We start from the raw sequence: 22,885 nt of genomic DNA on the forward strand, positions 1-22,885 counted from the left end.
GCAAAAGGCCAGGAAAAACTTCGCTATCATGGCGCCATCGATAAAACCCCACGGGTTTTCATCAGTCCGAGATATTGAGTGCCACCGCTGCACCTGTTCTGTGCCATACCGCAAGGAGAATCACGCAATGACGCGTCCCGCCAGAATCCTCGTCTGGACCTTCACCAGCCTGCTGACCCTGCTGGCGATCCTGGTGGTGGTGATTGCCACCTTCGACTGGAACCGCGTCAAGCCCCTGCTCAACGAGAAAGTCTCCGAGGCCCTGCAGCGGCCCTTCGCGATCAATGGCAACCTTGCCGTGGACTGGCGCACCGAACCAGAAGAGGGGGGCTGGCGTGCCTGGGTGCCCTGGCCGCACTTCATTGCCGAAGACCTGACCCTGGGCAACCCCGAGTGGCTCAAGGAACCGAAGATGGTCGGCCTGGAGCGCGTGGCGTTCCGCCTGGCGCCGCTGCCGCTGCTGTTCCAGCAGATCAGCATCCCGCGCATCGACCTGACCAAGCCCACAGCCAGCCTCACCCGCCTGGCCGATGGCCGCGCCAACTGGGCCTTCGACTTCGGCCCCAAGGATGAAAACGCAGAGCCTTCCAAATGGCAGCTGGACATTGGCGCCATCGGCTTCGACCAGGGCAATGTCAGCTTCGATGACCAAACCCTGAAAACCAGCATGAAGGTGCAGATCGACCCGCTGGGCAAGCCTGTCCCGTTCAGCGACATCGTCGGCAAGGCCAGCGCCGAGAAGGCCGGTGCCGCGCAGGACTACGCCTTCGGGCTCAAGGCCCAGGGCCGTTACAAAGGCCAGCCGGTCTCCGGTACCGGCAAGATCGGCGGCCTGCTGGCCCTGCAGGACGCCAGCCAGCCGTTCCCGCTGCAGGCTGACGTGCGCATCGCCGACACCCATGTGGTGCTCGCCGGCACCCTGACCGACCCGCGCAACCTAGGTGCCCTCGACCTGCGCCTGCGCCTGTCCGGGGCCAGCCTGGGCAACCTCTACCCGCTGACCGGCGTAACCTTGCCCGACACCCCGGCCTACTCCACCGACGGCCACCTCAGCGCCAACCTGCACGCGGCGCAAGGGGCGACCTTCAACTACCAGGGCTTCAACGGCAAGATCGGTGACAGCGATATCCACGGCGACCTGGCCTTCGTTGCCAGCCAGCCACGGCCCAAGCTGTCCGGCAACCTGGTGTCCAACCAGTTGCTGTTCAAGGACCTGGCGCCGCTGATCGGCGCCGACTCCAACGCCGAGCAGAAGGCCCGTGGGGGTGCCAGCAAACAGCCGGCGGGCAAGGTGCTGCCGGTGGAAGAGTTCCGCACCGAGCGCTGGCGCACGATGGACGCCGACGTCACCTTCGCCGGCAAGCGCATCGTGCACAGCGCGCAACTGCCGTTCAACGACCTGTCGGCCCACGTGATACTGGAGGACGGCCTGCTGCGCCTGGAGCCCCTGCGTTTTGGCGTGGCTGGCGGCAACCTGGCTTCCAGGATTCGCCTGGATGGGCGCAACGTACCGTTGCAGGGGCGTGCCCGGCTGACGGCGCGTGGCTTCAAGCTCAAGCAGTTGTTCCCCTCCTTTGCGCCGATGCAGACCAGCTTCGGTGAGTTGAACGGCGATGCCGATATCACTGGCCGGGGCAACTCGGTGGCCGCCTTGCTGGGCACGGCCAATGGCGACCTGCGCATGCTGATCAACGATGGTGCCATCAGCCGCAGCCTGATGGAGATTGCCGGGTTGAACGTGGGCAACTATGTGGTCGGCAAGCTGTTTGGCGATGAGGATGTGAAGATCAACTGCGCGGCGGCTGACGTGGGTATCAAGGATGGCCTGGCGACCACGCGCCTGTTCATCTTCGATACCGAGAACGCGATCATCTACATCAACGGCACGGCCAATTTCGCCACGGAGCAGCTGGACCTGAAAATTACCCCCGAATCGAAAGGGTTGCGGCTGTTCTCGCTGCGTTCGCCGCTGTATGTGCGCGGGCCGTTCGCCAAGCCCAGTGCCGGGGTGCAGGCGGTGCCGCTGGCATTGCGCGGAGCGGGAATGGTGGCGTTGGGCGTGGTTGCCGGGCCGGCGGCGGGGTTGCTGGCGCTGATTGCGCCTAGCAGCGGGGATGATCCCAACCAGTGCACGCCGCTGTTGCAGCAGATGAAGGCGGGCAAGGCGCCGGCGGTGGTGAAAGAGCGGAAATAGCAGGGGGCCGCTTCGCGGCCCATCGCGACACAAGGCCGCTCCTACAGGGAATCGCGCAAATCTGCCGAGACGCGATCCCTCTGTAGGAGCGGCCTTGTGTCGCGATGGGGCGCAAAGCGCCCCCAGCAATTACAAGCCTTGCAACAGGTCGGACATATCGTCCGCGTGCTCTTCTTCCTGCGCGAGGATGTCTTCAAAAATCCGCCGCGTAGTCGGATCTTTATCCCCAATGTACCGAATGATCTCGCGATAGCTATCGATGGCGATCCGCTCCGCCACCAGGTCTTCCAGCACCATCTCTTTCAATGAAGTGCCCGCCACATATTGGGCATGGGACCTCTTGCTCAGGTTGTCCGGGTTGAAATCCGGCTCTCCACCTAACTGCACGATCCGTTCGGCAAGCTTGTCGGCGTGCTCGGCTTCCTGATTGGCATGCTCGAGGAATTCATCGGCAGCCACGCTGGCCTTGATGCCGCTGGCCATGAAGTAGTGACGCTTGTAGCGCAGCACGCAGACCAGTTCGGTCGCCAGTGAATCATTGAGCAGGCGCAGGATCTGTTGGCGATCAGCATCGTAACCCTCGGTCACCGCACCTTGCTCGACATGCTGACGGGCACGTTCGCGCAGGGTTTGTACATCGGTCAGTTCATTCGCATTCATGTTCATCTCCTGGAACATCAGGGTGGTCATGGATATGGCCTGGAAGGCTTAGGCGCCGTGGACGGCGTCGCTGTCTTCTTCGCGTTGTTTGCAAGTCTTGAAGCCCTTGGCGTCGACATGGCCGGTGGCGTCGAAGCGCACGTAGTAGGGCTGCTGGTGGCCATCGTGGTTGAGGATGTAGTCGTTGCAGGTGCCGCCATGGGGGAGGTCGATGACGTTGGACGGACTGCCGCCGATGGCGATGACTTTCTGCATGGTCATGCCTTTTTCCACCTGCTTGACCAGCGGTTCGTCGCGGTAGGTGACGTAGTCCACCGGGTTTTCCGGGCGGCTGCCGCAGGCGACGAGGGTGGCGCTTGCCAGAAGGATTGCCAGGGTCTGCTTGTACATGGTCCCGCTCCTTGCAAAGGGTCTGTGTGGTTTGGAACCGCAGCGCGCGCCGGGAGTTCGATTGCGATGGTCATCAAGGCCGCTGTAGTGTTGGCCGGTCGTCCACGGAAAGGGGCTGGGGCAATGCAGCAGGAATTGGCCACGCGATACCCGTTGGTGCTGGTGCCGGGCATGCTCGGTTTTGTCCGGGTAGTGCTCTACCCCTACTGGTTCGGCATCGTGCCGGCCCTGCGCCAGGGCGGGGCGCAGGTGTTCCCGGTGCAGGTTTCGCCACTGCATTCCAGCGAGGTGCGCGGCGAGCAGTTGCTGGCGATCATCGAAGACATCTGCCTGCGTACCGGAGCGGAAAAGGTCAACCTCATCGGCCACAGCCAGGGCGCCCTGAGCGCGCGCTACGCGGCTGCCAGGCGGCCTGGGCGGGTGGCTTCGGTCACTTCGGTGGCGGGGCCCAACCATGGCTCGGAACTGGCCGACTACCTGGAACGCACGGCACCGGGCGATTCCCCGCAGGGGCGCATCCTGAAGGCCGTGCTGCATGGCTTGGCCGTGCTGCTGGTGTGGCTGGAAACCGGCTGGCGCCGTGACCCGTTGCCGGTGGATGTACATGCCTCGCACCAGTCACTGACCAGTGCAGGTGTGGCGCTGTTCAACCAGGCTTATCCACAGGGGTTGCCAGACACCTGGGGCGGGGAGGGGGCCTATGAGGTCGATGGCGTGCGTTATTACTCCTGGTCCGGCACCTTGCAGCCCGGCCTGACCGACCAGCGGCGCAACCGTTTCGACGGCAGCAGCCACTTCTGCCGCCTGTTCGCGCGCAGCTTTGTCAAGGAAAAGGGCTATTGCGACGGAATGGTCGGGCGCTTCAGTTCGCACCTGGGGCAGGTGATCGGCGACGATTACCCGCTCGACCACCTGGATATCGTCAACCAGTCGCTTGGTGCGGTGGGCAAGGGTGCCGAACCGGTGCGGCTGTTCACCGAACATGCCGCCCGGCTCAAGGCGGCAGGGCTCTAGCGACGGATCGGTGTGGTCCAGCGCTCGGCCAGCACCACGCCCGCCAGGGTCAGCAGGCCGCCGACCAGGTGATAGCGGGCCAGCTGCTCGTCGAGCACCACGGCGGCGATCAGTGCAGTGACCAGCGGCAGCAGGTTGAAGAACAGCGTGGTGCGGCTGGGCCCCAGGCGGTGCACGGCCTGCATCCACACCAGGGGCGCGATCATCGAGGCCAGCACGCAGGCGTACAGCACCAGGCCGACGTTGCGGCTGTTCAGGCCAGTCTTGTCCGACAGCAGGAACAGCGGCAGCAACACGACGATGGCTACCAGCACCTGCAGGTACAGCAGCTGCATCGGCGGCAGGCGCAGCTGCCATTTCTTCAGCAGGAAGCTGTATAGCGCATAGGCCAGTGTGGCCACCAGCATCAGCAGGTCGCCGCTGTTCAGGCCTTGTTGCAGCAGGCTGGCGGGGTGGCCGGCGCTGACCACTTCAAGCACGCCGAAAAATGACACCAGCGCGCCCAGCAGGGCACCGTAGCTCAGGCGCTGGCCCAGCCAGGCGATGGACAATGCCAGTGACATCAGTGGCATCAGCGAAAGGATGATGCCCATGTTGGTGGCGCTGGTGATGCCGGCGGCAAAGTAGGCCAGGCTCTGGTACAGCGCCATGCCCAGCACGCCCAGCACGAAAACCCTGCCCAGGTGCGGGCGAATGGCCGCGCGATTGCGCCACACGGCGGGCAGCAGGAACGGGGTGAACAACAGCGCGGCCAGCAGCCAGCGGTAGAAGCCGATCTCGGCGGGGTGGATGGCGCCGGCGGACATCTTGGTGACCACGGTGTTGCCGGCCCATATCAGGATGGCGGTGAGGGGGAACAGGTAGTTCATGTAGCAGGCTACTCGTTTTGGACTGATTGGGGCTGCTTTGCAGCCCATCGCGACATACAGGTATCGCACAGGCCCGGAAGGCAACGCGGGTCCCTGTAGGAGCGGCCTTGTGTCGCGATGGCCTGCGCAGCAGGCCCCGATGGCAGCCATTATCAACTGTCTGTCCACAAGCCTATACTCCTATCCAGACAACCCACCCCGCAAAGCAGACAGCATGCCGCGCAAATACCTCGATATTCCCCAGTTCACCCGGCTCCCGGCCCCGGTGTACTTCCGCCACGACGAGTTCGGTGCCGACACCCGCAGCGCCCTGCATCGCCACGCCTGGGGCCAGCTCAACTACACCGCCCACGGCGTGATGCACCTGGAAGTAGCTGGCCAGCACTTCCTGTCGCCGCCGCAATACGCCGTGTGGGTACCGCCCGACACCGAACATGGTTGCTACAACCCGCAGGCTATCGTCTACCGTTCGGTCTACCTGGACCGCAGCCTGTGCGCCGCACTGCCGCAGCAACCGTGCAGCCTGATGATCAGCGACATCCTCAAGGCCATCCTCGCCGACTTCGCCCGGCGCGACCTGCGGGTGGCCGAGGGCGAGCGCGACCAGCGCCTGGCGCAGGTGCTGCTCGACCAACTGCTGCTGGCGCCCACCCAGGCCTGCTACCTGCCGTTTGCCCACAGCGAGGGCTTGCGCCAGGTGCTCGATGCCCTTGGTGCCGAGCCGGGCGACAACCGCCCGCTGGGCGAATGGGCCGCCCAGATTCATGTCAGCGAACGTACTTTGGCCCGGCAGTTCCTGCGCGAGCTGGGCATCAGTTTTGGTGAATGGCGGCTGCGCCTGCGCTTTTTGCGCGCCATCGAGGCGCTTGAAGCCGGCCAGCCGATCCAGGCCATCGCCTTCGACCTCGGCTACAGCAGTGCCTCGGCGTTCATCGCCATGTTCCAGCGCCAGGCCCAGTGCACGCCCGAGCAATACCGTCGCCAGGCACGGGCAGGGCGTTGAGAATTCTTGGCTACACTCAGCTCGACCCCCGTGCATCGGGCGCGGAGCCAAGGAGATACTCCATGAAAGTGCTGCAAATCCCCTTACTGGTATTGGCGGTGTTGTTCAGCGCACAAGGCTTCGCCGCCAATACCGCGCAGCAGGAAAAGATGAAAACTTGCAACGCCGACGCCACCGCCAAGGCCCTCAAGGGCGATGAGCGCAAAGCCTTCATGAGCACCTGCCTGAAGAAGGATGTGCCACAAACCCAGCAAGAGAAGATGAAAACCTGCAACGCCGACGCCACCACCAAGGCCCTCAAAGGTGACGAACGCAAAGCGTTCATGAGCGACTGCCTGAAGAAGAAATGACCTGCGCCTATGCCTGCAGACGTAAGGCTGGCAGACTGCGGGTCTTTCCCGTTGTCTGCCGTTGAGGCTGTATGACCTTCACCCCCCGCCAGGTCACCCTGGCCAGCTGGATCATCGTATTTGCCGGCCTGTTGCTGGCGTTGCCCCTGAAATTGCTGCCAAGCCTGCTGGCCGGCCTGCTGGTGTTCGAGCTGGTCAACATGCTCACGCCGCGGCTGCAGCCGCTGCTCGCCGGGCAGCGCGCCCGCTGGCTGGCTGTGGCGCTGCTAGGCACGCTGGTTGTCAGTACCCTGACCCTGCTGTTTGCTGGTGCCTTCAGTTTTTTGCTGCACGAGGCGGAAAACCCCGGGGCCTCGCTGGACAAGTTCATGGCCCTGGTGGAGCGCGCCCGTAGCCAGCTGCCGCCGTTCATCGAAGGCTACCTGCCGGCCAGTGCGGCGGAGTTCAAGGTGGCCATCGGTGACTGGATCAAGAGCCACCTGAGCGACCTGCAACTGGTGGGCAAGGGTATGGCGCACATGTTCGTCACCTTGTTGATCGGCATGATCCTCGGTGCCATAGTCGCCTTGCAGCGCATCCCCGACATATCCCGGCGCAAGCCGCTGGCAGCGGCGCTGTTCGAGCGCCTGAGCCTGCTGGTGAAGGCGTTTCGCAACATCGTCTTCGCGCAGATCAAGATTTCGCTGCTCAACACTACGTTCACGGGCATCTTCCTGGCCGTGGTGCTGCCGATGTTCGACGTGCACCTGCCGCTGACCAAGACGCTGATCGTGCTGACCTTCCTGCTGGGCCTGCTGCCGGTGATCGGCAACCTGATGTCGAATACCCTGATCACTATCGTCGGCCTGTCGCTGTCGATCTGGGTGGCGGCGGCGGCGCTGGGTTACCTGATCGTCATCCACAAGGTCGAGTACTTCCTCAACGCGCGGATCGTGGGCGGGCAGATCAGTGCCAAGTCTTGGGAACTGCTGCTGGCGATGCTGGTATTCGAGGCGGCATTCGGGCTGCCGGGGGTGGTGGCGGGGCCGATCTACTATGCCTACCTGAAGAGTGAGCTGAAGCGGGCCGAACTGGTCTGATCTTCACCAGCCTGTACCGGCCTCTTCGCGGGCTTGCCCGCTCCCACAGGTACTGCACAGGCCTTGGGTACTGTGCGGTCCCTGTGGGAGCGGGCAAGCCCGCGAAGAGGCCGGCACAGGCTGAAGAGCCTGGCTCAGGCTACGCCGTAACGCTTGCGCGCCTCGATGGCCAACCCGCTACCAATGCTGCCAAAGATGTTGCCTTCCACATGCCGCGCATTCGGCAGCATCGCCGACACGCTGTTGCGCAGCGCCGGAATCCCGCTGGAACCGCCGGTGAAGAACACCGTATCGACCTGGGTCTCGCTCACTCCAGCCTTGGCCAGCAGTTCGCTCACGCTACCACGCACCCGCTCCAGCAACCCTTCGATAGCCCCCTCGAACAGCGCTCGGGACAGGTCCACGCCCAGATCGCGCTCGATGCGGCCTAGGTCGACGTGGCGGCTCTGCTGTTCGGTCAGCTCGATCTTGCTGGCCTCCACTTCCATCGCCAACCAGTGGCCAGCACGCTCTTCGATCAGTTTGAACAGGCGGTCGATGCCCAACGTGTCCTCGATGTCATAGCGCATGCTGCCCAGCGCCAGCTGCGACTTCTGCGAGTACAGGGCGTTGATGGTGTGCCAGGTGGCGAGATTGAGGTGATAGCTGGTCGGCATCAGCGCGCCACTCTTCATGCGGCTGCCGTAGCCGAACAGCGGCATCACGCCCTGCAGGCTCAGCTGCTTGTCGAAGTCGGTACCGCCAATGTGCACACCGCCGGTGGCGAGGATGTCGCTCTGGCGCTCGGCGATCAGGTGGCGCTCGGGCGACAGGCGGATCAGGGTGAAGTCCGAGGTACCACCGCCGATGTCGACGATCAGCACCAGCTCTTCGCGGCTGATGCTCGACTCGTAGTCGAAGGCCGCGGCAATCGGCTCGTACTGGAAGGACACATCCTTGAAGCCGATCTTGCGCGCCACTTCGGCCAGGGTGTCCTCGGCCTCCTGGTCGGCTGCTGGGTCTTCGTCTACGAAGAACACCGGACGGCCCAGCACCACCTGCTCGAACTCCCGCCCAGCAGCGGCCTCGGCGCGTTTTTTCAGCTCGCCGATGAACATGCCCAGCAGGTCCTTGAACGGCAGGGCGCTGCCCAGCACGCTGGTATCGTGCTTGATCAGCTTGGAGCCCAGCAGGCTTTTCAGCGAACGCATCAGGCGGCCTTCGTAGCCTTCCAGGTATTCGTGCAGTGCCAGGCGGCCATATACCGGGCGACGCTCCTCGATGTTGAAGAACACCACCGAGGGCAACGTGATCTTGCCGTCTTCCAGGGCAATCAGCGACTCGGCGCCTGGGCGGTGCCAGCCGACCGTGGAGTTGGAGGTGCCAAAGTCGATGCCCAGGGCGCGGGCCGGGGATACGTCAGACATGGGGAATGAGCTTCCGGAGGCAAAACGGCCGCGCAGTGTATGCCAGTTGGCTACAGAATCAAGACCGATCGTCTGCCATGGAGCAACCCCAAGGTGGTCTTGAAAGGCTATGCTTGACCCCTATCTTCTCTTGCAACACGCACATTCACATTGGTGATCCATAGATGGACTTCAAAGACTATTACAAGATACTCGGCGTAGAGCCCGCGGCGGACGAAAAGGCGATCAAGGCCGCGTACCGCAAGCTGGCGCGCAAGTATCACCCCGATGTCAGCAAGGAGCGCGACGCCGAGGAAAAATTCAAGGAGGCCAACGAGGCCTACGAAGTGCTGGGCGACGCGCAGAAACGTGCCGAGTACGATGAAATCCGCAAGTACGGTGGCCAGCATGGCCGGCCGTTCCAGGCGCCACCGGGCTGGGAGAACCGTGGCGGTGGTGGCGGCTTCGAAGGCGGCGATTTCTCCGACTTTTTCAGCTCGATCTTTGGTGGCCGGGGGGGCAACCCGTTCGGTGGTGCCCGGCAGCAGCAACGCAGCGCCGGCAGGCGGGGGCAGGACGTGGAGCTAGAACTGGCGGTATTCCTTGAAGAGACCCTGAGCAAGGAGTCCAAGCAGATCAGCTTCCAGGTGCCGCAGACCAATGCCATGGGCCAGCGCACCGGCTTCACTACCAAGACCCTGAACGTGAAGATCCCGGCCGGTGTGACCGACGGCGAGCGTATCCGCCTGAAGGGCCAGGGCGCGCCGGGTAGTGGTGGCGGGGCCAATGGCGACCTGTTCCTGACCATTCGCATGGCACCGCACCCGCTGTTCGATGTCGAAGGTCATGACCTGATCATCACCGTGCCGCTGGCACCGTGGGAGGCAGCACTGGGCGCCAAGGTGGCCGTGCCGACCCTGGACGGCAAGATCAACCTCACCATCCGCCCCGACAGCCAGAGCGGCCAGCGCCTGCGCGTACCGGGCAAGGGCTTGGCCAACAAGAGTGGCGAGCGTGGCAACCTTTACGCGCAACTGAAAGTGGTCATGCCACCAGCATCCGACGAGTCTGCCCGCGAACTGTGGACCAAGCTTTCCGAGAAGGCTGCGTTCAACCCGAGGACACAATGGAGTAAGTGATCATGAGCAGCACCCTGATCGTTCAACTGGACATGCGTACCTTGTGTCAGGAGGCCGATCTCACGGCTGACTGCGTGATCGAAATCGTCGAGCACGGCATTGTCGAACCTTCCGGGCGAACGCCGGAGGACTGGTTGTTCGACGATCAGGCGCCGTTGCTGGCCAAACGCGCGGCGAAGCTGCATCAGGAGCTGGAACTGGAGTGGGAAGGGGTGGCGCTTGCGCTGGAGCTGCTGCAGGAAGTGCGGCAGCTGCGCAGCGAGAACAGCATGCTGAGGCAGCGGTTGGGCAGGTTTACCCAGATGTAGGCCGTTGCGGCTAACCCCTGTAGGAGCGGCCTTGTGTCGCGATGGGCTGCGCAGCAGCCCCCGGCAATCTTGAGATGAAGCAAAGATCTGGGGCTGCTTCGCAGCCCATCGCGACACAAGGCCGCTCCTACAGGGAACTTGTGAGGCCTGGTGTCTCAGCTTGGTTCTGCCCCCGGGTTCAGCACCAGCTGCATGAAGGTCAAGTCCAGCCACCGGCCAAACTTCACCCCCACCTGCGGCATCTGCCCGGTCACCACGAAGCCCAGCCGCTCGTGCAGGCGCACCGACGCTGCATTGCCGCTCTCGATGGCCGCCACCATCACATGCTTGCCACACTCGCGCGCACGCTCGACCAGCGCTGCCATCAGCACTGGCCCCAATCCCTTGCCGCGCTGATCGCCACGGATATACACCGAGTGTTCCACGGTGTTGCGAAAGCCGTCGAACGGCCGCCAGTCGCCAAACGACGCATAGCCCAGCACACCGCTCCCGTCCACCGCCACCAGGATCGGGTAGCCCTGCTGCGCCCGTGCGGCGAACCAGGCCAGGCGGTTGGCCAAATCCACCGGGGTTTCGTTCCAGATCGCCGTGGTGTTGCGCACCGCGTCGTTGTAGATGTCGAGGATGCCTGGCACGTCGGTAGGCAGGGCGTCGCGGATTTCATGACTCATGACAGCGTCTCGCAGGGTCGTTGCTTGCAGATTAAATGGTTACCAGCCCACGCACACCCTCGGCTTGCATGTTTTCGCCACGGCCCCGCTGGATGATCTCGCCACGGGCCATCACCAGGTACTGGTCGGCCAGCTCCTCAGCGAAGTCGTAGAACTGTTCCACCAGCAGGATGGCCATGTCACCGCGCTCTGCCAAGCGACGGATGACAGCCCCAATTTCCTTGATGACCGAAGGCTGGATACCCTCGGTGGGCTCATCGAGGATCAGCAGCCGCGGGCGGCTGGCCAGGGCACGGCCGATTGCCAGCTGTTGCTGCTGGCCGCCGGACAGGTCACCGCCACGGCGTTGCTTCATCTGTTCCAGCACGGGAAACAGTTCGTAGATGAAGGGCGGTACCTCCCGAGCTTCACGGGCGGGGAAGCGCGAAAGGCCCATCAGCAGGTTTTCCTCGACGGTGAGGCGCGGGAAGATCTCGCGGCCTTGGGGCACGTAGGCGATGCCGGCGTGGACCCGTTGCTGGGGCTTGAGGCTGGTGATCGGCTTGCCTTCCCATTCGATGCTGCCGTCGCGGGCCGGGACCAGCCCCATCAGGCAGCGCAGCAGGGTGGTCTTGCCCACGCCGTTGCGGCCCAGCAGGCAGGTGACTTCGCCGACCTTGGCTTCGAAGGACAGGCCCCGGAGGATGTGGCTGCCGCCGTAATACTGGTGCAGGGTGTCGATTTTCAGCATGTGTGGTTCCTGGGAAATCTGCTTTGCCTGTGCTGGCCCTTTCGCGGGTAAACCCGCTCCCACAAGGACCGCGCAGCTCTTCAGGCCTGTGCCGTACCTGTGGGAGCGGGTTTACCCGCGAAGAGGCCGGCACAGGTATCCATGTCTAGCGGCCCAGATACACCTCGACCACCCGCTCATCCGCCTGCACCTGCTCCAGCGACCCTTCCGCCAGCACGCTGCCTTGGTGCAGCACGGTCACATGGTCAGCAATGCTGCCGACAAACCCCATGTCGTGCTCCACCACCATCAGCGAATGCTTGCCAGCCAGCCCCTTGAACAGCTCGGCGGTGAACTCGGTCTCGGCATCGGTCATGCCCGCTACCGGTTCGTCCAGCAACAGCAGTTGCGGCTCCTGCACCAGCAGCATGCCGATCTCCAGGAACTGCTTCTGCCCATGCGACAACAGCCCCGCCTGGCGCTGGGCCAGCGGCAGCAGGCGCAAGGTGGTCAGCACCTCCTCGATGCGCTGGCGCTGCTCCCCACCCAAGCGCGCTGCCAGGCTGGCCCATACCGACTTGTCGGTCTTCAGCGCCAGCTCCAGGTTTTCGAACACCGTCAGCGCCTCGAACACCGTGGGCTTCTGGAACTTGCGGCCTATGCCGGCCTGGGCGATCTGGTATTCGCTCATGCGGGTCAGGTCGAGGGTGTCGCCAAAATAGGCCGTACCGGTGTCGGGCCTGGTCTTGCCAGTGATCACATCCATCATCGTGGTCTTGCCGGCACCGTTGGGGCCGATGATGCAACGCAGCTCGCCCACGCCGATGTACAGGTTCAGCGCGTTCAGTGCCTTGAAGCCATCGAAGCTGACGCTGATGTCTTCCAGGCTCAGCACCGTACCGTGGCGGGTGTCGAGGCCGGTCTTGCGGCTTTGGCCCAGGCCGATGGCGTCGCGGCTGGCGCCGAGGTTGTCGAACACCGGTTCGAGCATGAATTCCGGGTGTACCGGGGGCACGCCTCTCATGGCTGGCTCCTTTTCTTCAACAGGCCGACCACGCCCTTGGGCAGGTACAGGGTGACGAGGATGAACAACGCGCCGAGGAAGAACAGCCAGAACTCCGGGAAGGCCACGGTGAACCAGCTTTTCATGCCATTGACCAGACCGGCGCCGAGCAGCGGGCCGATCAAGGTGCCGCGCCCGCCCAGGGCCACCCACACGGCGGCTTCGATGGAGTTGGTCGGCGACATCTCGCTGGGGTTGATGATGCCCACCTGCGGTACGTACAGCGCACCGGCCAGGCCGCACAGTACGGCGCTGAGCACCCACACCAGCAACTTGAAACCACGTGGGTCGTAGCCGCAGAACATCAGGCGGTTTTCGGCGTCGCGCACGGCGGTGAGCAGGCGGCCGAACTTGCTGCGGGTCAGGCCCCAGCACAGGTACAGGCTGGCCAGCAGCAGGCCGACGGTGAGCAGGAACAGCACTGCACGGGTGCCTTGGGCGGCAATGTCGAAGCCAAGGATGGAGCGGAAGCTGGTAAAGCCGTTGTTGCCGCCAAAGCCGGTTTCGTTGCGGAAGAACAGCAACATGCCGGCGAAGGTCAGCGCCTGGGTCATGATCGAGAAGTACACGCCCTTGATCCGCGAGCGGAAGGCGAACCAGCCGAACACCAGCGCCAGCAGCCCGGGCGCCAGCACCACCAGGCACAGGGCCCAGGCGAAATGCTGGGTGCCAGCCCAGTACCACGGCAGCTCGCTCCACGACAGGAAGGTCATGAACCCTGGCAGGCCGTCACCCGCGGCCTGGCGCATCAGGTACATGCCCATGGCGTAGCCACCGAGGGCGAAGAACAGCCCGTGGCCTAGCGACAGCAGCCCGGCGTAGCCCCAGACCAGGTCCAGGGCCAGAGCGACGATGGCGTAGCAGAGGATCTTGCCGACCAGGGTCAGGGTGTAGGCCGACACCTGCAGGGCATGGTCCGCCGGCAGCAGCGACAGCAGCGGCAGGGCCACAAGCAACAGGACGACGACGGCGCCGATGGCCAGGGTCAGGCGTGGCCCGGCCTTTTGCGTAGCGGTGACAAGCAGTGGCTGGTTCATCAGTCGATTACCCGTCCCTTGAGGGCGAACAGGCCTTGCGGGCGCTTCTGGATGAACAGAATGATCAACGCAAGGATGAGGATCTTGCCGAGCACGGCGCCGATCTGCGGCTCCAGCAGCTTGTTGGCGATGCCAAGGCCGAAGGCTGCCCACAGGCTGCCGGCCAATTGGCCGACGCCGCCGAGCACCACCACCAGGAACGAGTCGATGATGTAGCTCTGGCCCAGGTCCGGGCCGACGTTGCCGACCTGGCTCAGGGCAACGCCACCAAGCCCGGCGATGCCCGAGCCGAGGCCGAAGGCGAGCATGTCGACGCGCCCGGTGGACACGCCGCAGCAGGCGGCCATGTTGCGGTTCTGGGTGACCGCGCGCACGTTCAGGCCCAGCCGTGTGCGGTTGAGCAGCAGCCAGGTGAGCAGTACCACGGCCAGGGCGAAGCCGATGATCACCAGGCGGTTGTATGGCAGTACCAGATTGGGCAGCAGCTGGATGCCACCCGACAGCCAGGCCGGGTTGCTGACTTCTACGTTCTGCGCGCCGAACAGCAGGCGGATGGCCTGGATCAGGATCAGGCTGATGCCCCAGGTCGCCAGCAGGGTTTCCAGAGGGCGGCCATACAGGTGGCGGATTACCGTGCGCTCCAACGCCATGCCGACGCCGGCACTGACGGTGAAGGCCACCGGCAGGGCGATCAGTGGGTAGAACTCGATGGCGCCGGGGGCGTAGCGCTGCAGCAGTACCTGGACCATGTAGGTGCTATAGGCGCCGAGCATCAGCATTTCGCCGTGGGCCATGTTGATCACCCCGAGCAGGCCGAAGGTGATGGCCAGGCCAAGGGCTGCCAGCAGCAGGATCGAGCCCAGCGACAGGCCGCTGAAGGCCTGGCCGAGCAGTTCGCCGGCCAGCAGCTTGCGCTGCACCTGGGCCAGGCTGGTTTCGGCGGCGGTGCGCACGCCCGGGTCGGTTTCCGCGTTGGGTTGCAGCAAGGCTTCGAGGCGGGTGCGGGCCAGCGGGTCACCGGTTTCGCCGAGCAGGCGAACGGCGGCCAGGCGTACTGCCGGCTCACTGGCACCTAGTTGCAGGTTGGCCAGGGCAAGGCCGAGGGCGGCGTGCACGGCGGCATCCGGTTCGCTGGCGAAGCGCCGGTCGAGGAAAGCCATTTGCGCCGGTTGCGCGCTTTTCTGTAGTTGTTGGGCAGCGGCCAGGCGGATGTCGCTGTTGTCGCTGAGCAACTGGTGGCTAGCCAAGGCATTGTCGATCAGGCCACGCAGGCGGTTGTTCATGCGTACCTTGCGCGTGTCGTCGGCGGCGATGCGGCCCTGGCGCAGGTTGCCCAGCAGCTCCAGGCGCGCGGTATCGGGTTGTGCGGCCCAGCCTTCGAGCAGGCGGGCTTGCTCGGCGGGCTTGGCAGCGAGGAAGAATTCGCCCTCGCTGGCCTGGGTTGCCAAGGGCATCAGCAGGAGCAGGGTGAGCAGCAGTCTGAGCATGCGGGTAATCCTGGAAATCGGCGGTGGATTCTTCGCGGGCATGCCCGCTCCCACAGGTACGGTGCACAGTTTGAAAATTGTGCGGTCCCTGTGGGAGCGGGCGTGCCCGCGAATGGGCTGCAAAGCAGCCCCAGTGCACTCAGTTACCTTTCACGGCGTAATCAGGGCGCTTGTCGTTGCCGGGAATGAACGGGCTCCATGGCTGCGCCCGCAGCGGTTGCTCGGTCTCCCACACCACGCTGAACTGCCCGTCATCCTGGATCTCGCCGATCATCACCGGCTTGTGCAGGTGGTGGTTGGTCTTGTCCATGGTCAGGGTGAAACCGGACGGCGCCTCGAAGCTTTGCCCGGCCAGTGCCTCGCGCACCTTGTCGACATCGGTGGACTTGGCTTTTTCCACCGCCTGCGCCCACATGTGGATGCCCACGTAGGTGGCCTCCATCGGGTCGTTGGTCACCGCCTTGTCGGCGCCTGGCAGGCCCTTGGCCTTGGCGTAGGCTTTCCAGTCGGCGACGAACTTCTGGTTGACCGGGTTATCCACAGACTCGAAGTAGTTCCACGCCGCCAGATGGCCCACCAGAGGCTTGGTGTCGATGCCGCGCAGTTCTTCCTCGCCCACCGAGAAGGCCACCACTGGCACATCGGTGGCCTTCAGGCCCTGGTTGGCCAGCTCCTTGTAGAACGGCACATTGGAATCGCCGTTGACGGTGGAAATGACGGCTGTCTTGCCGCCAGCAGAGAACTTCTTGATGTTGGCGACGATGGTCTGGTAATCGCTGTGGCCGAACGGGGTGTACACCTCTTCGATGTCCTTGTCGGCCACGCCCTTGCTGTGCAGGAAGGCACGCAGGATCTTGTTGGTGGTGCGCGGGTAGACGTAGTCGGTGCCCAGCAGGAAGAAGCGCTTGGCGCTGCCGCCGTCCTCGCTCATCAGGTACTCAACGGCCGGGATGGCCTGCTGGTTGGGCGCGGCGCCGGTGTAGAACACGTTCGGCGACATCTCTTCACCCTCGTACTGCACCGGGTAGAACAGCAGGCCGTTGAGCTCTTCGAACACTGGCAGCACCGATTTGCGCGACACCGAGGTCCAGCAACCGAACACCACTGCCACCTTGTCCTGGGTAAGCAACTGGCGGCTCTTTTCGGCGAACAGCGGCCAGTTGGAGGCCGGATCGACCACCACCGGCTCGAGCAGCTTGCCGTTCACGCCGCCCTTTGCGTTGATCTGCTCGATGGTCATCAGCGCCATGTCCTTGAGCGAAGTCTCGGAAATGGCCATGGTCCCCGAAAGCGAATGCAGGATACCGACCTTGATGGTTTCGGCGGCCTGGATGCTCCAGCTCAGGCCCATTGCGGCGATCGATGCGCTAAGGGTGAAGGCCTTGATCAGACTGCGTCGCTTCATGTGCTCTCTCCGCTGAGTTTTTATGTGTTGGGCAAGCGGGGAGGGGTGTTGCAAGGGGTGTGCCTAACGGCGGAAGGTGCGCAATAGAGGGGTTGTGCGAGGTGTTGGGGCGTTGGCTGGATCCAGGTTGGTGCCTGATGGATTTATGTGCACAGGATTGGGGCCGTTGCGCGGCCCATCGCCGGCAAGCCAGCTCCCACCTAGACCGCATCGGCCTCGAGCCATGCGCTGTCCCTGTGGGAGATTGCCCAGCCCTTTGGGCTGCGCTGTCGCGCAGAGAACCAATATCGCTCGTCTGACGCGTCCTTTGTAGGAGCAGCCTTGTGCTGCGAAGAGGCCGGTAAAGCCAATAGACAGGCTTTGTCAGCCCCGGCCTCTTCGCAGCACAAGGCTGCTCCTACAGGACTTCGCCGAACCAATGAGTCATGTGTTGTTCTATGAGAGCTGGCTTGCCGGCGAAATGGCTGCAGAGCAGCCCCCAGGGGCATCAGCCGTTACGCACAGCCGTGCGCGGATGACGCTTGCTGCGCACACCCTGATAGGTCACCGCCAGCAGCACGAACCAGATCGGCGTCACCAGCAACGCCGCGCGGGTATCGTCCTCCAGGCTCAGCAACACCAGGATGAAAGCAAAGAACACCAGGCACACGTAGCACATGAAACGCCCGCCGGGCATCTTGTACTTCGACGCCTGGTGCAGTGCCGCGCGGTGTTTGCGGTACTGCAGGTACGACAGCAGGATCAGTGTCCAGACGAACATGAACAGCACCGCCGAAACGGTAGTCACCAGGGTGAATGCCTCGATCACGTTCGGCACCAGGTAGATCAGCACTGCACCCAGCAGCAGGCAGGTGCAGGAGAAATACAGGCCGTTGGCAGGTACCGAGCGGCTCGACAGTTTTTCGAAGGCCTTGGGCGCGTCACCTTCCTGCGACAGGCCGTAGAGCATGCGGCTGGTGGAGAAAACGCCGCTGTTGGCAGAGGAGGCCGCCGAGGTCAGCACCACGAAGTTGATGATGCTCGCCGCCGCCGGCAGGCCGGCCAGCACGAACAGCTCCACGAACGGGCTCTTGCCCGGCACCACGTCGCGCCATGGGGTCACGGCCATGATCGCGATCAGCGCCAGCACATAGAACACGATGATGCGTACCGGGATCGAGTTGATCGCCCGTGGCAGGGTGCGCTCCGGGTTCTTCGCTTCGGCGGCGGTTGTACCCACCAACTCGATGCCGACGAAAGCGAACACGGCGATCTGGAAGCCGGCGAAGAAGCCCATCAGGCCATTGGGGAACATGCCGCCGTCATTCCACAGGTTGGCCAGTTGTGCGGTGCGCCCGCTGGGCGAGGTGAAGCCGGTGATGACCATGTACAGGCCGGTGACGACCAGGCCGATGATGGCGACGATCTTGATCAGGGCGAACCAGAATTCCATTTCACCGAACATCTTCACCGTCACCAGGTTCAGCGACAGCAGCAGCCCTACGCAGGTCAGCGCCGGTATCCACTGCGGCAGTTCAGGGAACCAGAACTGTGTATAGGCCGCGATCGCGACCACGTCGGCGATGCCGGTGACCACCCAGCAGAACCAGTAGGTCCAGCCCGTGAAGTAGCCTGCCCAGGGGCCGAGCAGGTCGGCGGAAAAATCGATGAACGACTTGTAGTTGAGGTTCGACAGCAGCAGTTCGCCCATGGCGCGCATGACAAAGAACAGCATGAAGCCGATGATCATGTAGACGAAGATGATCGACGGCCCGGCCAGGCTGATGGTCTTGCCCGAGCCCATGAACAGGCCGGTACCGATCGCTCCACCGATGGCGATCAGCTGGATGTGGCGGTTGGTCAGGTTGCGTTGCAGATGCTGTTCATCTGGCGCTGTGGGTGAGGTTTGCGTCATAGGCTGCATTCCGTTGGACGGTCGGTCGTCTTGTCAGAGGTAGCCGGCTAGGCTAACACGCGCGTTCCAGTTCGGGGCGCGACAGATCGACTCGACTTTTGGGTAGCAGTGTTGTGCCTGTGCCGGCCTCTTCGCGGGCTTGCCCGCTCCCACAGGGACCGCGCTGCCCTCAGGCTTGGCGCAGAAACTGTAGGAGCGGGTTTACCCGCGAAAGGGCCGGCACAAACGAAGCAAGGCTCAAGCGCTGGCCAGCACCCGGCCGCGCCTGACCACTAGGCTATCCACCATCCACATCACCACCATCGACACCCCCACCAGCGGGAACATCAACCCCAGCACCAGCATCACCCCCACCGCTACTTTCCAGCGCGGCAAGTCATGGCGCAGCGGCGGCACACCCAACCCGCCGGCCGGCCTGCGCTTCCACCACATCACCAGCCCGCTCACCGAGCCCAGCAAGATCATCAGGCACACCAGCAGGATGATGATCTGGTTGAACGCCCCGAACATCTTGCCTTCATGCAGCATCACGCCCAGTTCGGTAGCGCGCGCCACCGGGCTGTAGTCCTGCCAGCGCACATCGGCCAGCACCTTGCCGGTGTACTGGTCGACATGCAGGGTGGCGTCGTTGCGTGGGTCGTCGGCGAACACCGCAATGGTGAACACGCCATCGGCCGTGGTCGGCGCGGTAATGCTGTAACCCGGCTCGACCTGGCGCGCGGTTGCGATGTCTTCGACTTGCTGCAGGCTTACCTGTGGCGCTGCGGGCGCGCTCGACGTCATGTGATGCCCGGCATGTTCGGCGTGTGCACCGGACTGTGGCATCGGCGTGTTTTCCATCGCCCACGGCACGGTCTGGCGGTGTGCGCTGTTGAGTTCACCCGCCTGCTGGTCCGATTTGGGCACGTCGTTCCACATGGCCGCCGGAAAGCGGTTCCACAAGTCGGCGTACTGCTTGCCCCACAGGCCGGTCCAGGTCATGCCGCTGAGCAGCATCAGCAACAACAAGGCCGAGCCCCAGAAACCGGTCACCGCATGCAGGTCGCGCCAGAACATTCGGCCGCGTGCCGAGAGCCGTGGCCACAGCACGCCAGCGCCATTGCGCCCGCGTGGCCACCACAAGTACAGGCCCGACACCACCAGCACGATGCCCCAGCCCGCGGCCAGTTCTACCAGGCGGTCACCGATCGTGCCGACCATCAGTTCGCCATGCAGGGCGCGGGCGATGGCCTGCAGGTTCTGCTTGCCATCCTGTACGCCAAGGACTTTGCCGCTGTAGGGGTCGACGAAAACGTTCAGTTCGCGCCCGGCGTCATGTACCACGAATTGCGCGCTTCGCTCGGCGTCCAGCGGCGGCAGGTACTGGCCAACGTGGCCCTCGGGGTAGGCCTTGCGCACTTCGGCCAGCATCGTGTCCGCGCCCTGTCGGTGGTGGCCGGCTTCGACCACCATCAGCTCGCGGTACAGCAGCGGGTCGAGCTGCGGCTTGAACAGGTAGATGATCCCGGTGATTGCCAGCAGGATCATGAACGCGGCCACGAACAGCCCCGCATAGAAGTGCCAACGCCAGGCCAGGTTGTAGAAGTTGATGCGTGTTCCTCTCATGGGAACCTCCTGTTTGACCAGCAGATGGGCGCGACCTGCGCCGCGCCCGTTGTTGTTGTCAGAAGCTGAAGTCGACCTTGGTCCAGAAGGTCCTGCCTGGCTCGTTGACCGGCTGTGGATCGCTAGCCGGGTAGCCGAACCCGGCGTTCCCGGCCAGGTTCAAGTGCTCGGCGTAGGTTTTGTCGAACAGGTTGTCGACCCCTGCGCTGAGCTTGAGGTGGTTGCTTACCTTGTAGGCGCCATTGAGCGAGAACACGCCGAAGCCCGCGCTGTTGTCGTAGTCCTTGCCGACCACGTTGCCCTGGTTCTCGGCGATGCGGTTCTGCGCCGCCACCAGCCGCCACAGTGCGCCGACGCTCCATGCATCGCGGCTGTAGGTCAGGCCCAGGCGGCTTTCCAGAGGCGGCATTTGCGGCAGTGCTGTGCCGTCACTGCTGTTCTTGCCCCAGGCGTAGGCCAGCGTGGCGTCGGCCTTCCAGTTTTCCGTCAGCTGGTAGGCCGCGCCCAGTTCGCCGCCCATGATGCGGGCGTCGATGTTGCGAGCCTGGGAGCTCATTCCCTGGTAGTCGAACAGGATGTAGTCACGGATCTGCCCGATGTAGCCAGACGCCCAGGCTTCCATGCGCTCGTCGCGGTACTGGACACCGAAGTCGAGCTGGGTGGTCTTCTCTGGTTTGATACCGTCGAAAGCATTGGCCGCACCGGGTGGTGCCAGCTTGGGCGAGAACAGCTCCCAGTAGTCGGGGAAACGCTGGGCATGACCAAGGCCGATGTACGTGGTGGCCGGGATGGCTGCCAGGTCGTGCTCGTAGCGGACGAAACCGCTGGGCAGGGTATCGGCGCGGGTGTCGCCGTTGGTGGCGCTGGTTGCGCGGAAGTCGCGGGCCGAGGCGCGGTCCAGGCGGGCACCGGTAATCATGCGGTCCTCACCGCTGACGTACCAGGTCAGCTCGCCGAAGGCACCGTAGTTGTGGAAGTCGGCGTCCTTGGTCCAGGCCTGGCCCTTGTGCGCGTCCACACCCATGCCGCCGCGTTTGCGATGTTCGTTGGTCTGCGCGTCGATGCCGCCGATCAGTTGCACATCGGCCCAGCGCCAGGTGGCCTTGATGCGTGCGCCCATGGTGCGGCGGTCGACGTTGCTGACCATCGGCATGCCCATCATGCCGCTGCCCGAAGGCGTGCGCAGGCTGTAGTTGTCCATCACGTGGTCGGCGTAGTTGTAGTAGACCTGCGCCTCGACCTTGTCGAGCACCTCGCCGAGGTTGGATTTTTCGAAACGCAGGCCCAGGCTTTCGCGCTTGAACTGCGAGCCGTCCATGCCACGCCCGGCATAGCGGGCCTCACCATCGCCCTTGCCGGCGGTGAGTTCCAGCAGGGTGTCCTGGTCCGGGGTCCAGCCGAGGGCGACATCGCCATTCCACTTGTCCCAGCGTGACGGCACGGTGTTGTCATCGCCGTCATGGTAGTCGTCCGAGCGCGACTGGTTGCCGACGAAGCGGGCGTAGGCCTGGTCGTTGCCGGCGGCAGTGTCCAGCACCTTGTCGAAACGGCCGTTGGAGCCGGCCAGCAGGCTGGCATTGACCCGGCTGCCGAGGGTGCCGAACTTCTCCGGCTCGCGCTCGAAGAGGATGGTGCCCGCCGAGCCGCCCGGGCCCCAGATCACGCTTTGCGGGCCTTTGATCACGGTCAGGCGGTCGTAGGTTTCCGGCGAAATATACGACGTGGGGGCATCCATGCGGTTGGGGCAGGCGCCCAGCATCAGGCCGCCATTGGTGAGGATGTTCAGGCGCGAGCCGAACATGCCGCGCAGTACAGGGTCGCCGTTGGTGCCGCCGGCGCGGATGGCCGAGAAGCCGGGGATGGTCTTCAGGTAGTCGGCGCCATCGCTGGCCGGCACCGGCTGGCGCGGGTCTTTCGGGTTGGTGACCACGGTCAGCGGCGAGCTCGGGGCCACGGCGGTGATCACCGTCGGGCTCAGCTCGGGGGCGTCGTGTGCATGGCCTTCATGGCCTGGGTCGGTGGCCAGGGCCACGGGCGCGAGCAGCGAGCCGCACACGGCGGCGATGGTCCCACGCAGGGACAAGGCAAAAACAGGGGTGCAGCCGGACATAATGATTCCAGTCGATCAGTCATGGGTCAGCGCGAAGCCTCCTGGCTCCGTGCGCAAAAAATGTGGGTTCAGACGTTGATCGAGGAAGGTGGGGCGCGGCTGCGCGCGCCGGGGAATACAGCCTGCCGGGCATGGCCCTGGCGCGTGGGTGCGAACAGGTGGGTGGTGGGTACGACGCTGCTGGCACTGAGCGGGCTGAGGGCCTGGGGCAGGGCCGGGCAGTTGAACAACAGGCTGCAGTAACCGCACTTTTCCCACATCACATGCAGCTGGCCATCGCCAGTCTGGCCGTGATGGGCGTCGCCGCCATGCTGATGGGCGGTGGCCATCGGCATGTCCATCGGCATGCTCATGCCGGCGTGGTGGTCCATCGGCATCGACTGGGAAATCAGCGGGCCGATGAAGATCATCCACATGGCGAACAGGCTCAGCCATCCGCCACCGGCGCGCCTGCGGTCAGGGCGGGTGGTACGGCTGATGCTGTTGCGCGGCAGGCTCATGACGAGTGCCTTT

At 64.1% G+C, this 22,885-nt stretch carries 21 protein-coding genes; 7 read left to right on the forward strand and 14 right to left on the reverse strand.

The features are described from left to right. Window positions 1–127 precede the first annotated feature (127 nt). Window positions 128–2,194: an AsmA family protein gene (locus tag CAG18_RS11730; protein ID WP_085704298.1), complete on the forward strand. Its 2,067-nt coding sequence runs from the start codon at window positions 128–130 to the stop codon at window positions 2,192–2,194. Between the two features lie 129 nt (window positions 2,195–2,323). On the opposite strand, the gene CAG18_RS11735 is transcribed toward CAG18_RS11730, so the two are convergent. Beyond that, entirely contained in the window at window positions 2,324–2,854 is a 531-nt protein-coding gene (locus CAG18_RS11735) for a bacterioferritin (RefSeq protein WP_015271981.1), read from the reverse strand. A 48-nt stretch (window positions 2,855–2,902) separates the two neighbouring features. Continuing rightward, entirely contained in the window at window positions 2,903–3,244 is a 342-nt protein-coding gene (osmE, locus tag CAG18_RS11740; protein ID WP_003258245.1) for an osmotically-inducible lipoprotein OsmE, read from the reverse strand. A 123-nt stretch (window positions 3,245–3,367) separates the two neighbouring features. Between osmE and CAG18_RS11745 the strand changes: the two genes are divergently transcribed. Next, window positions 3,368–4,258: a triacylglycerol lipase gene (locus CAG18_RS11745; RefSeq protein WP_015271979.1), complete on the forward strand. Its 891-nt coding sequence runs from the start codon at window positions 3,368–3,370 to the stop codon at window positions 4,256–4,258. On the opposite strand, the gene CAG18_RS11750 is transcribed toward CAG18_RS11745, so the two are convergent. Continuing rightward, a complete protein-coding gene (locus CAG18_RS11750; RefSeq protein WP_085720927.1) occupies window positions 4,255–5,127 on the reverse strand; it encodes a DMT family transporter in 873 nt (290 codons plus the stop codon). The genes CAG18_RS11745 and CAG18_RS11750 overlap by 4 nt on opposite strands. Before the next feature lie 214 nt (window positions 5,128–5,341). Between CAG18_RS11750 and CAG18_RS11755 the strand changes: the two genes are divergently transcribed. From CAG18_RS11755 to CAG18_RS11765, 3 genes are all read left to right on the forward strand, one after another. Beyond that, window positions 5,342–6,130: a helix-turn-helix domain-containing protein gene (locus tag CAG18_RS11755; RefSeq protein ID WP_003258248.1), complete on the forward strand. Its 789-nt coding sequence runs from the start codon at window positions 5,342–5,344 to the stop codon at window positions 6,128–6,130. A 62-nt stretch (window positions 6,131–6,192) separates the two neighbouring features. After that, complete coding sequence (locus CAG18_RS11760) at window positions 6,193–6,480, forward strand: PsiF family protein (RefSeq protein WP_003258250.1); 288 nt, start codon at window positions 6,193–6,195, stop codon at window positions 6,478–6,480. Between the two features lie 71 nt (window positions 6,481–6,551). After that, the gene (locus CAG18_RS11765) at window positions 6,552–7,559 is read left to right on the forward strand and encodes an AI-2E family transporter (RefSeq protein ID WP_015271976.1); all 1,008 of its coding nucleotides are present in this window, start codon (window positions 6,552–6,554) and stop codon (window positions 7,557–7,559) included. Window positions 7,560–7,693: 134 nt separating this feature from the next. On the opposite strand, the gene CAG18_RS11770 is transcribed toward CAG18_RS11765, so the two are convergent. Next, window positions 7,694–8,965 carry an Hsp70 family protein gene (locus tag CAG18_RS11770; RefSeq protein ID WP_054572743.1) on the reverse strand — a complete coding sequence of 424 codons (1,272 nt, stop codon included), beginning with the start codon at window positions 8,963–8,965 and terminating at the stop codon, window positions 7,694–7,696. 164 nt (window positions 8,966–9,129) lie between these two features. Here CAG18_RS11770 and cbpA point away from each other — a divergent pair, with 164 nt between their 5' ends. Together cbpA and CAG18_RS11780 are read left to right on the forward strand one after the other, a co-directional pair. Further along, a complete protein-coding gene (gene cbpA, locus CAG18_RS11775; protein WP_013974397.1) occupies window positions 9,130–10,083 on the forward strand; it encodes a curved DNA-binding protein in 954 nt (317 codons plus the stop codon). A gap of 2 nt (window positions 10,084–10,085) precedes the next feature. After that, window positions 10,086–10,391 carry a chaperone modulator CbpM gene (locus tag CAG18_RS11780; protein ID WP_015271974.1) on the forward strand — a complete coding sequence of 102 codons (306 nt, stop codon included), beginning with the start codon at window positions 10,086–10,088 and terminating at the stop codon, window positions 10,389–10,391. Between the two features lie 155 nt (window positions 10,392–10,546). Here the strand turns inward: CAG18_RS11780 and CAG18_RS11785 are convergent, their stop codons facing one another. The 10 genes from CAG18_RS11785 to CAG18_RS11830 form a co-directional block, all read right to left on the reverse strand. Then, window positions 10,547–11,062: a GNAT family N-acetyltransferase gene (locus tag CAG18_RS11785; protein WP_061303493.1), complete on the reverse strand. Its 516-nt coding sequence runs from the start codon at window positions 11,060–11,062 to the stop codon at window positions 10,547–10,549. Window positions 11,063–11,093: 31 nt separating this feature from the next. Next, on the reverse strand, window positions 11,094–11,792 hold the full coding sequence (gene urtE / locus CAG18_RS11790) for an urea ABC transporter ATP-binding subunit UrtE (protein WP_013974394.1): 699 nt from the start codon (window positions 11,790–11,792) through the stop codon (window positions 11,094–11,096). A gap of 145 nt (window positions 11,793–11,937) precedes the next feature. Next, window positions 11,938–12,795, reverse strand: a complete 858-nt coding sequence (gene urtD / locus CAG18_RS11795) for an urea ABC transporter ATP-binding protein UrtD (protein ID WP_085720928.1) — start codon at window positions 12,793–12,795, stop codon at window positions 11,938–11,940. Beyond that, window positions 12,792–13,871, reverse strand: coding sequence for an urea ABC transporter permease subunit UrtC (gene urtC, locus CAG18_RS11800; RefSeq protein ID WP_054573805.1), 1,080 nt, complete (start codon window positions 13,869–13,871; stop codon window positions 12,792–12,794). The genes urtD and urtC overlap by 4 nt, the downstream gene beginning before the upstream one ends. After that, window positions 13,871–15,358 carry an urea ABC transporter permease subunit UrtB gene (urtB, locus tag CAG18_RS11805; RefSeq protein WP_085720929.1) on the reverse strand — a complete coding sequence of 496 codons (1,488 nt, stop codon included), beginning with the start codon at window positions 15,356–15,358 and terminating at the stop codon, window positions 13,871–13,873. The genes urtC and urtB overlap by 1 nt, the downstream gene beginning before the upstream one ends. Window positions 15,359–15,497: 139 nt before the next feature. Continuing rightward, on the reverse strand, window positions 15,498–16,763 hold the full coding sequence (urtA, locus tag CAG18_RS11810; protein WP_013974390.1) for an urea ABC transporter substrate-binding protein: 1,266 nt from the start codon (window positions 16,761–16,763) through the stop codon (window positions 15,498–15,500). A 487-nt stretch (window positions 16,764–17,250) separates the two neighbouring features. Continuing rightward, window positions 17,251–18,657 (reverse strand): D-serine/D-alanine/glycine transporter, encoded by a 1,407-nt coding sequence (gene cycA, locus CAG18_RS11815; protein ID WP_085720930.1) that lies wholly within the window; start codon window positions 18,655–18,657, stop codon window positions 17,251–17,253. Window positions 18,658–18,894: 237 nt separating this feature from the next. Next, a complete protein-coding gene (locus CAG18_RS11820; protein ID WP_085720931.1) occupies window positions 18,895–20,262 on the reverse strand; it encodes a PepSY domain-containing protein in 1,368 nt (455 codons plus the stop codon). A 58-nt stretch (window positions 20,263–20,320) separates the two neighbouring features. Beyond that, window positions 20,321–22,372, reverse strand: coding sequence for a TonB-dependent copper receptor (locus CAG18_RS11825; protein WP_085720932.1), 2,052 nt, complete (start codon window positions 22,370–22,372; stop codon window positions 20,321–20,323). A gap of 68 nt (window positions 22,373–22,440) precedes the next feature. Next, window positions 22,441–22,872 carry a DUF2946 domain-containing protein gene (locus CAG18_RS11830; protein ID WP_061550627.1) on the reverse strand — a complete coding sequence of 144 codons (432 nt, stop codon included), beginning with the start codon at window positions 22,870–22,872 and terminating at the stop codon, window positions 22,441–22,443. Window positions 22,873–22,885 lie beyond the last annotated feature (13 nt).

Origin of the sequence: Pseudomonas sp. B22(2017) (assembly GCF_002113105.1) — a bacterium.
GTDB lineage: Bacteria > Pseudomonadota > Gammaproteobacteria > Pseudomonadales > Pseudomonadaceae > Aquipseudomonas > Aquipseudomonas asiatica.

Coding starts and splice junctions, on each gene's coding strand:
- CAG18_RS11730 (WP_085704298.1), top strand. CDS start 128: ATGACGCGTCCCGCCAGAATCCTCGTCTGGACCTTCACCAGCCTGCTG.
- CAG18_RS11735 (WP_015271981.1), bottom strand. CDS start 2,854: ATGAATGCGAATGAACTGACCGATGTACAAACCCTGCGCGAACGTGCC.
- osmE (WP_003258245.1), bottom strand. CDS start 3,244: ATGTACAAGCAGACCCTGGCAATCCTTCTGGCAAGCGCCACCCTCGTC.
- CAG18_RS11745 (WP_015271979.1), top strand. CDS start 3,368: ATGCAGCAGGAATTGGCCACGCGATACCCGTTGGTGCTGGTGCCGGGC.
- CAG18_RS11750 (WP_085720927.1), bottom strand. CDS start 5,127: ATGAACTACCTGTTCCCCCTCACCGCCATCCTGATATGGGCCGGCAAC.
- CAG18_RS11755 (WP_003258248.1), top strand. CDS start 5,342: ATGCCGCGCAAATACCTCGATATTCCCCAGTTCACCCGGCTCCCGGCC.
- CAG18_RS11760 (WP_003258250.1), top strand. CDS start 6,193: ATGAAAGTGCTGCAAATCCCCTTACTGGTATTGGCGGTGTTGTTCAGC.
- CAG18_RS11765 (WP_015271976.1), top strand. CDS start 6,552: ATGACCTTCACCCCCCGCCAGGTCACCCTGGCCAGCTGGATCATCGTA.
- CAG18_RS11770 (WP_054572743.1), bottom strand. CDS start 8,965: ATGTCTGACGTATCCCCGGCCCGCGCCCTGGGCATCGACTTTGGCACC.
- cbpA (WP_013974397.1), top strand. CDS start 9,130: ATGGACTTCAAAGACTATTACAAGATACTCGGCGTAGAGCCCGCGGCG.
- CAG18_RS11780 (WP_015271974.1), top strand. CDS start 10,086: ATGAGCAGCACCCTGATCGTTCAACTGGACATGCGTACCTTGTGTCAG.
- CAG18_RS11785 (WP_061303493.1), bottom strand. CDS start 11,062: ATGAGTCATGAAATCCGCGACGCCCTGCCTACCGACGTGCCAGGCATC.
- urtE (WP_013974394.1), bottom strand. CDS start 11,792: ATGCTGAAAATCGACACCCTGCACCAGTATTACGGCGGCAGCCACATC.
- urtD (WP_085720928.1), bottom strand. CDS start 12,795: ATGAGAGGCGTGCCCCCGGTACACCCGGAATTCATGCTCGAACCGGTG.
- urtC (WP_054573805.1), bottom strand. CDS start 13,871: ATGAACCAGCCACTGCTTGTCACCGCTACGCAAAAGGCCGGGCCACGC.
- urtB (WP_085720929.1), bottom strand. CDS start 15,358: ATGCTCAGACTGCTGCTCACCCTGCTCCTGCTGATGCCCTTGGCAACC.
- urtA (WP_013974390.1), bottom strand. CDS start 16,763: ATGAAGCGACGCAGTCTGATCAAGGCCTTCACCCTTAGCGCATCGATC.
- cycA (WP_085720930.1), bottom strand. CDS start 18,657: ATGACGCAAACCTCACCCACAGCGCCAGATGAACAGCATCTGCAACGC.
- CAG18_RS11820 (WP_085720931.1), bottom strand. CDS start 20,262: ATGAGAGGAACACGCATCAACTTCTACAACCTGGCCTGGCGTTGGCAC.
- CAG18_RS11825 (WP_085720932.1), bottom strand. CDS start 22,372: ATGTCCGGCTGCACCCCTGTTTTTGCCTTGTCCCTGCGTGGGACCATC.
- CAG18_RS11830 (WP_061550627.1), bottom strand. CDS start 22,872: ATGAGCCTGCCGCGCAACAGCATCAGCCGTACCACCCGCCCTGACCGC.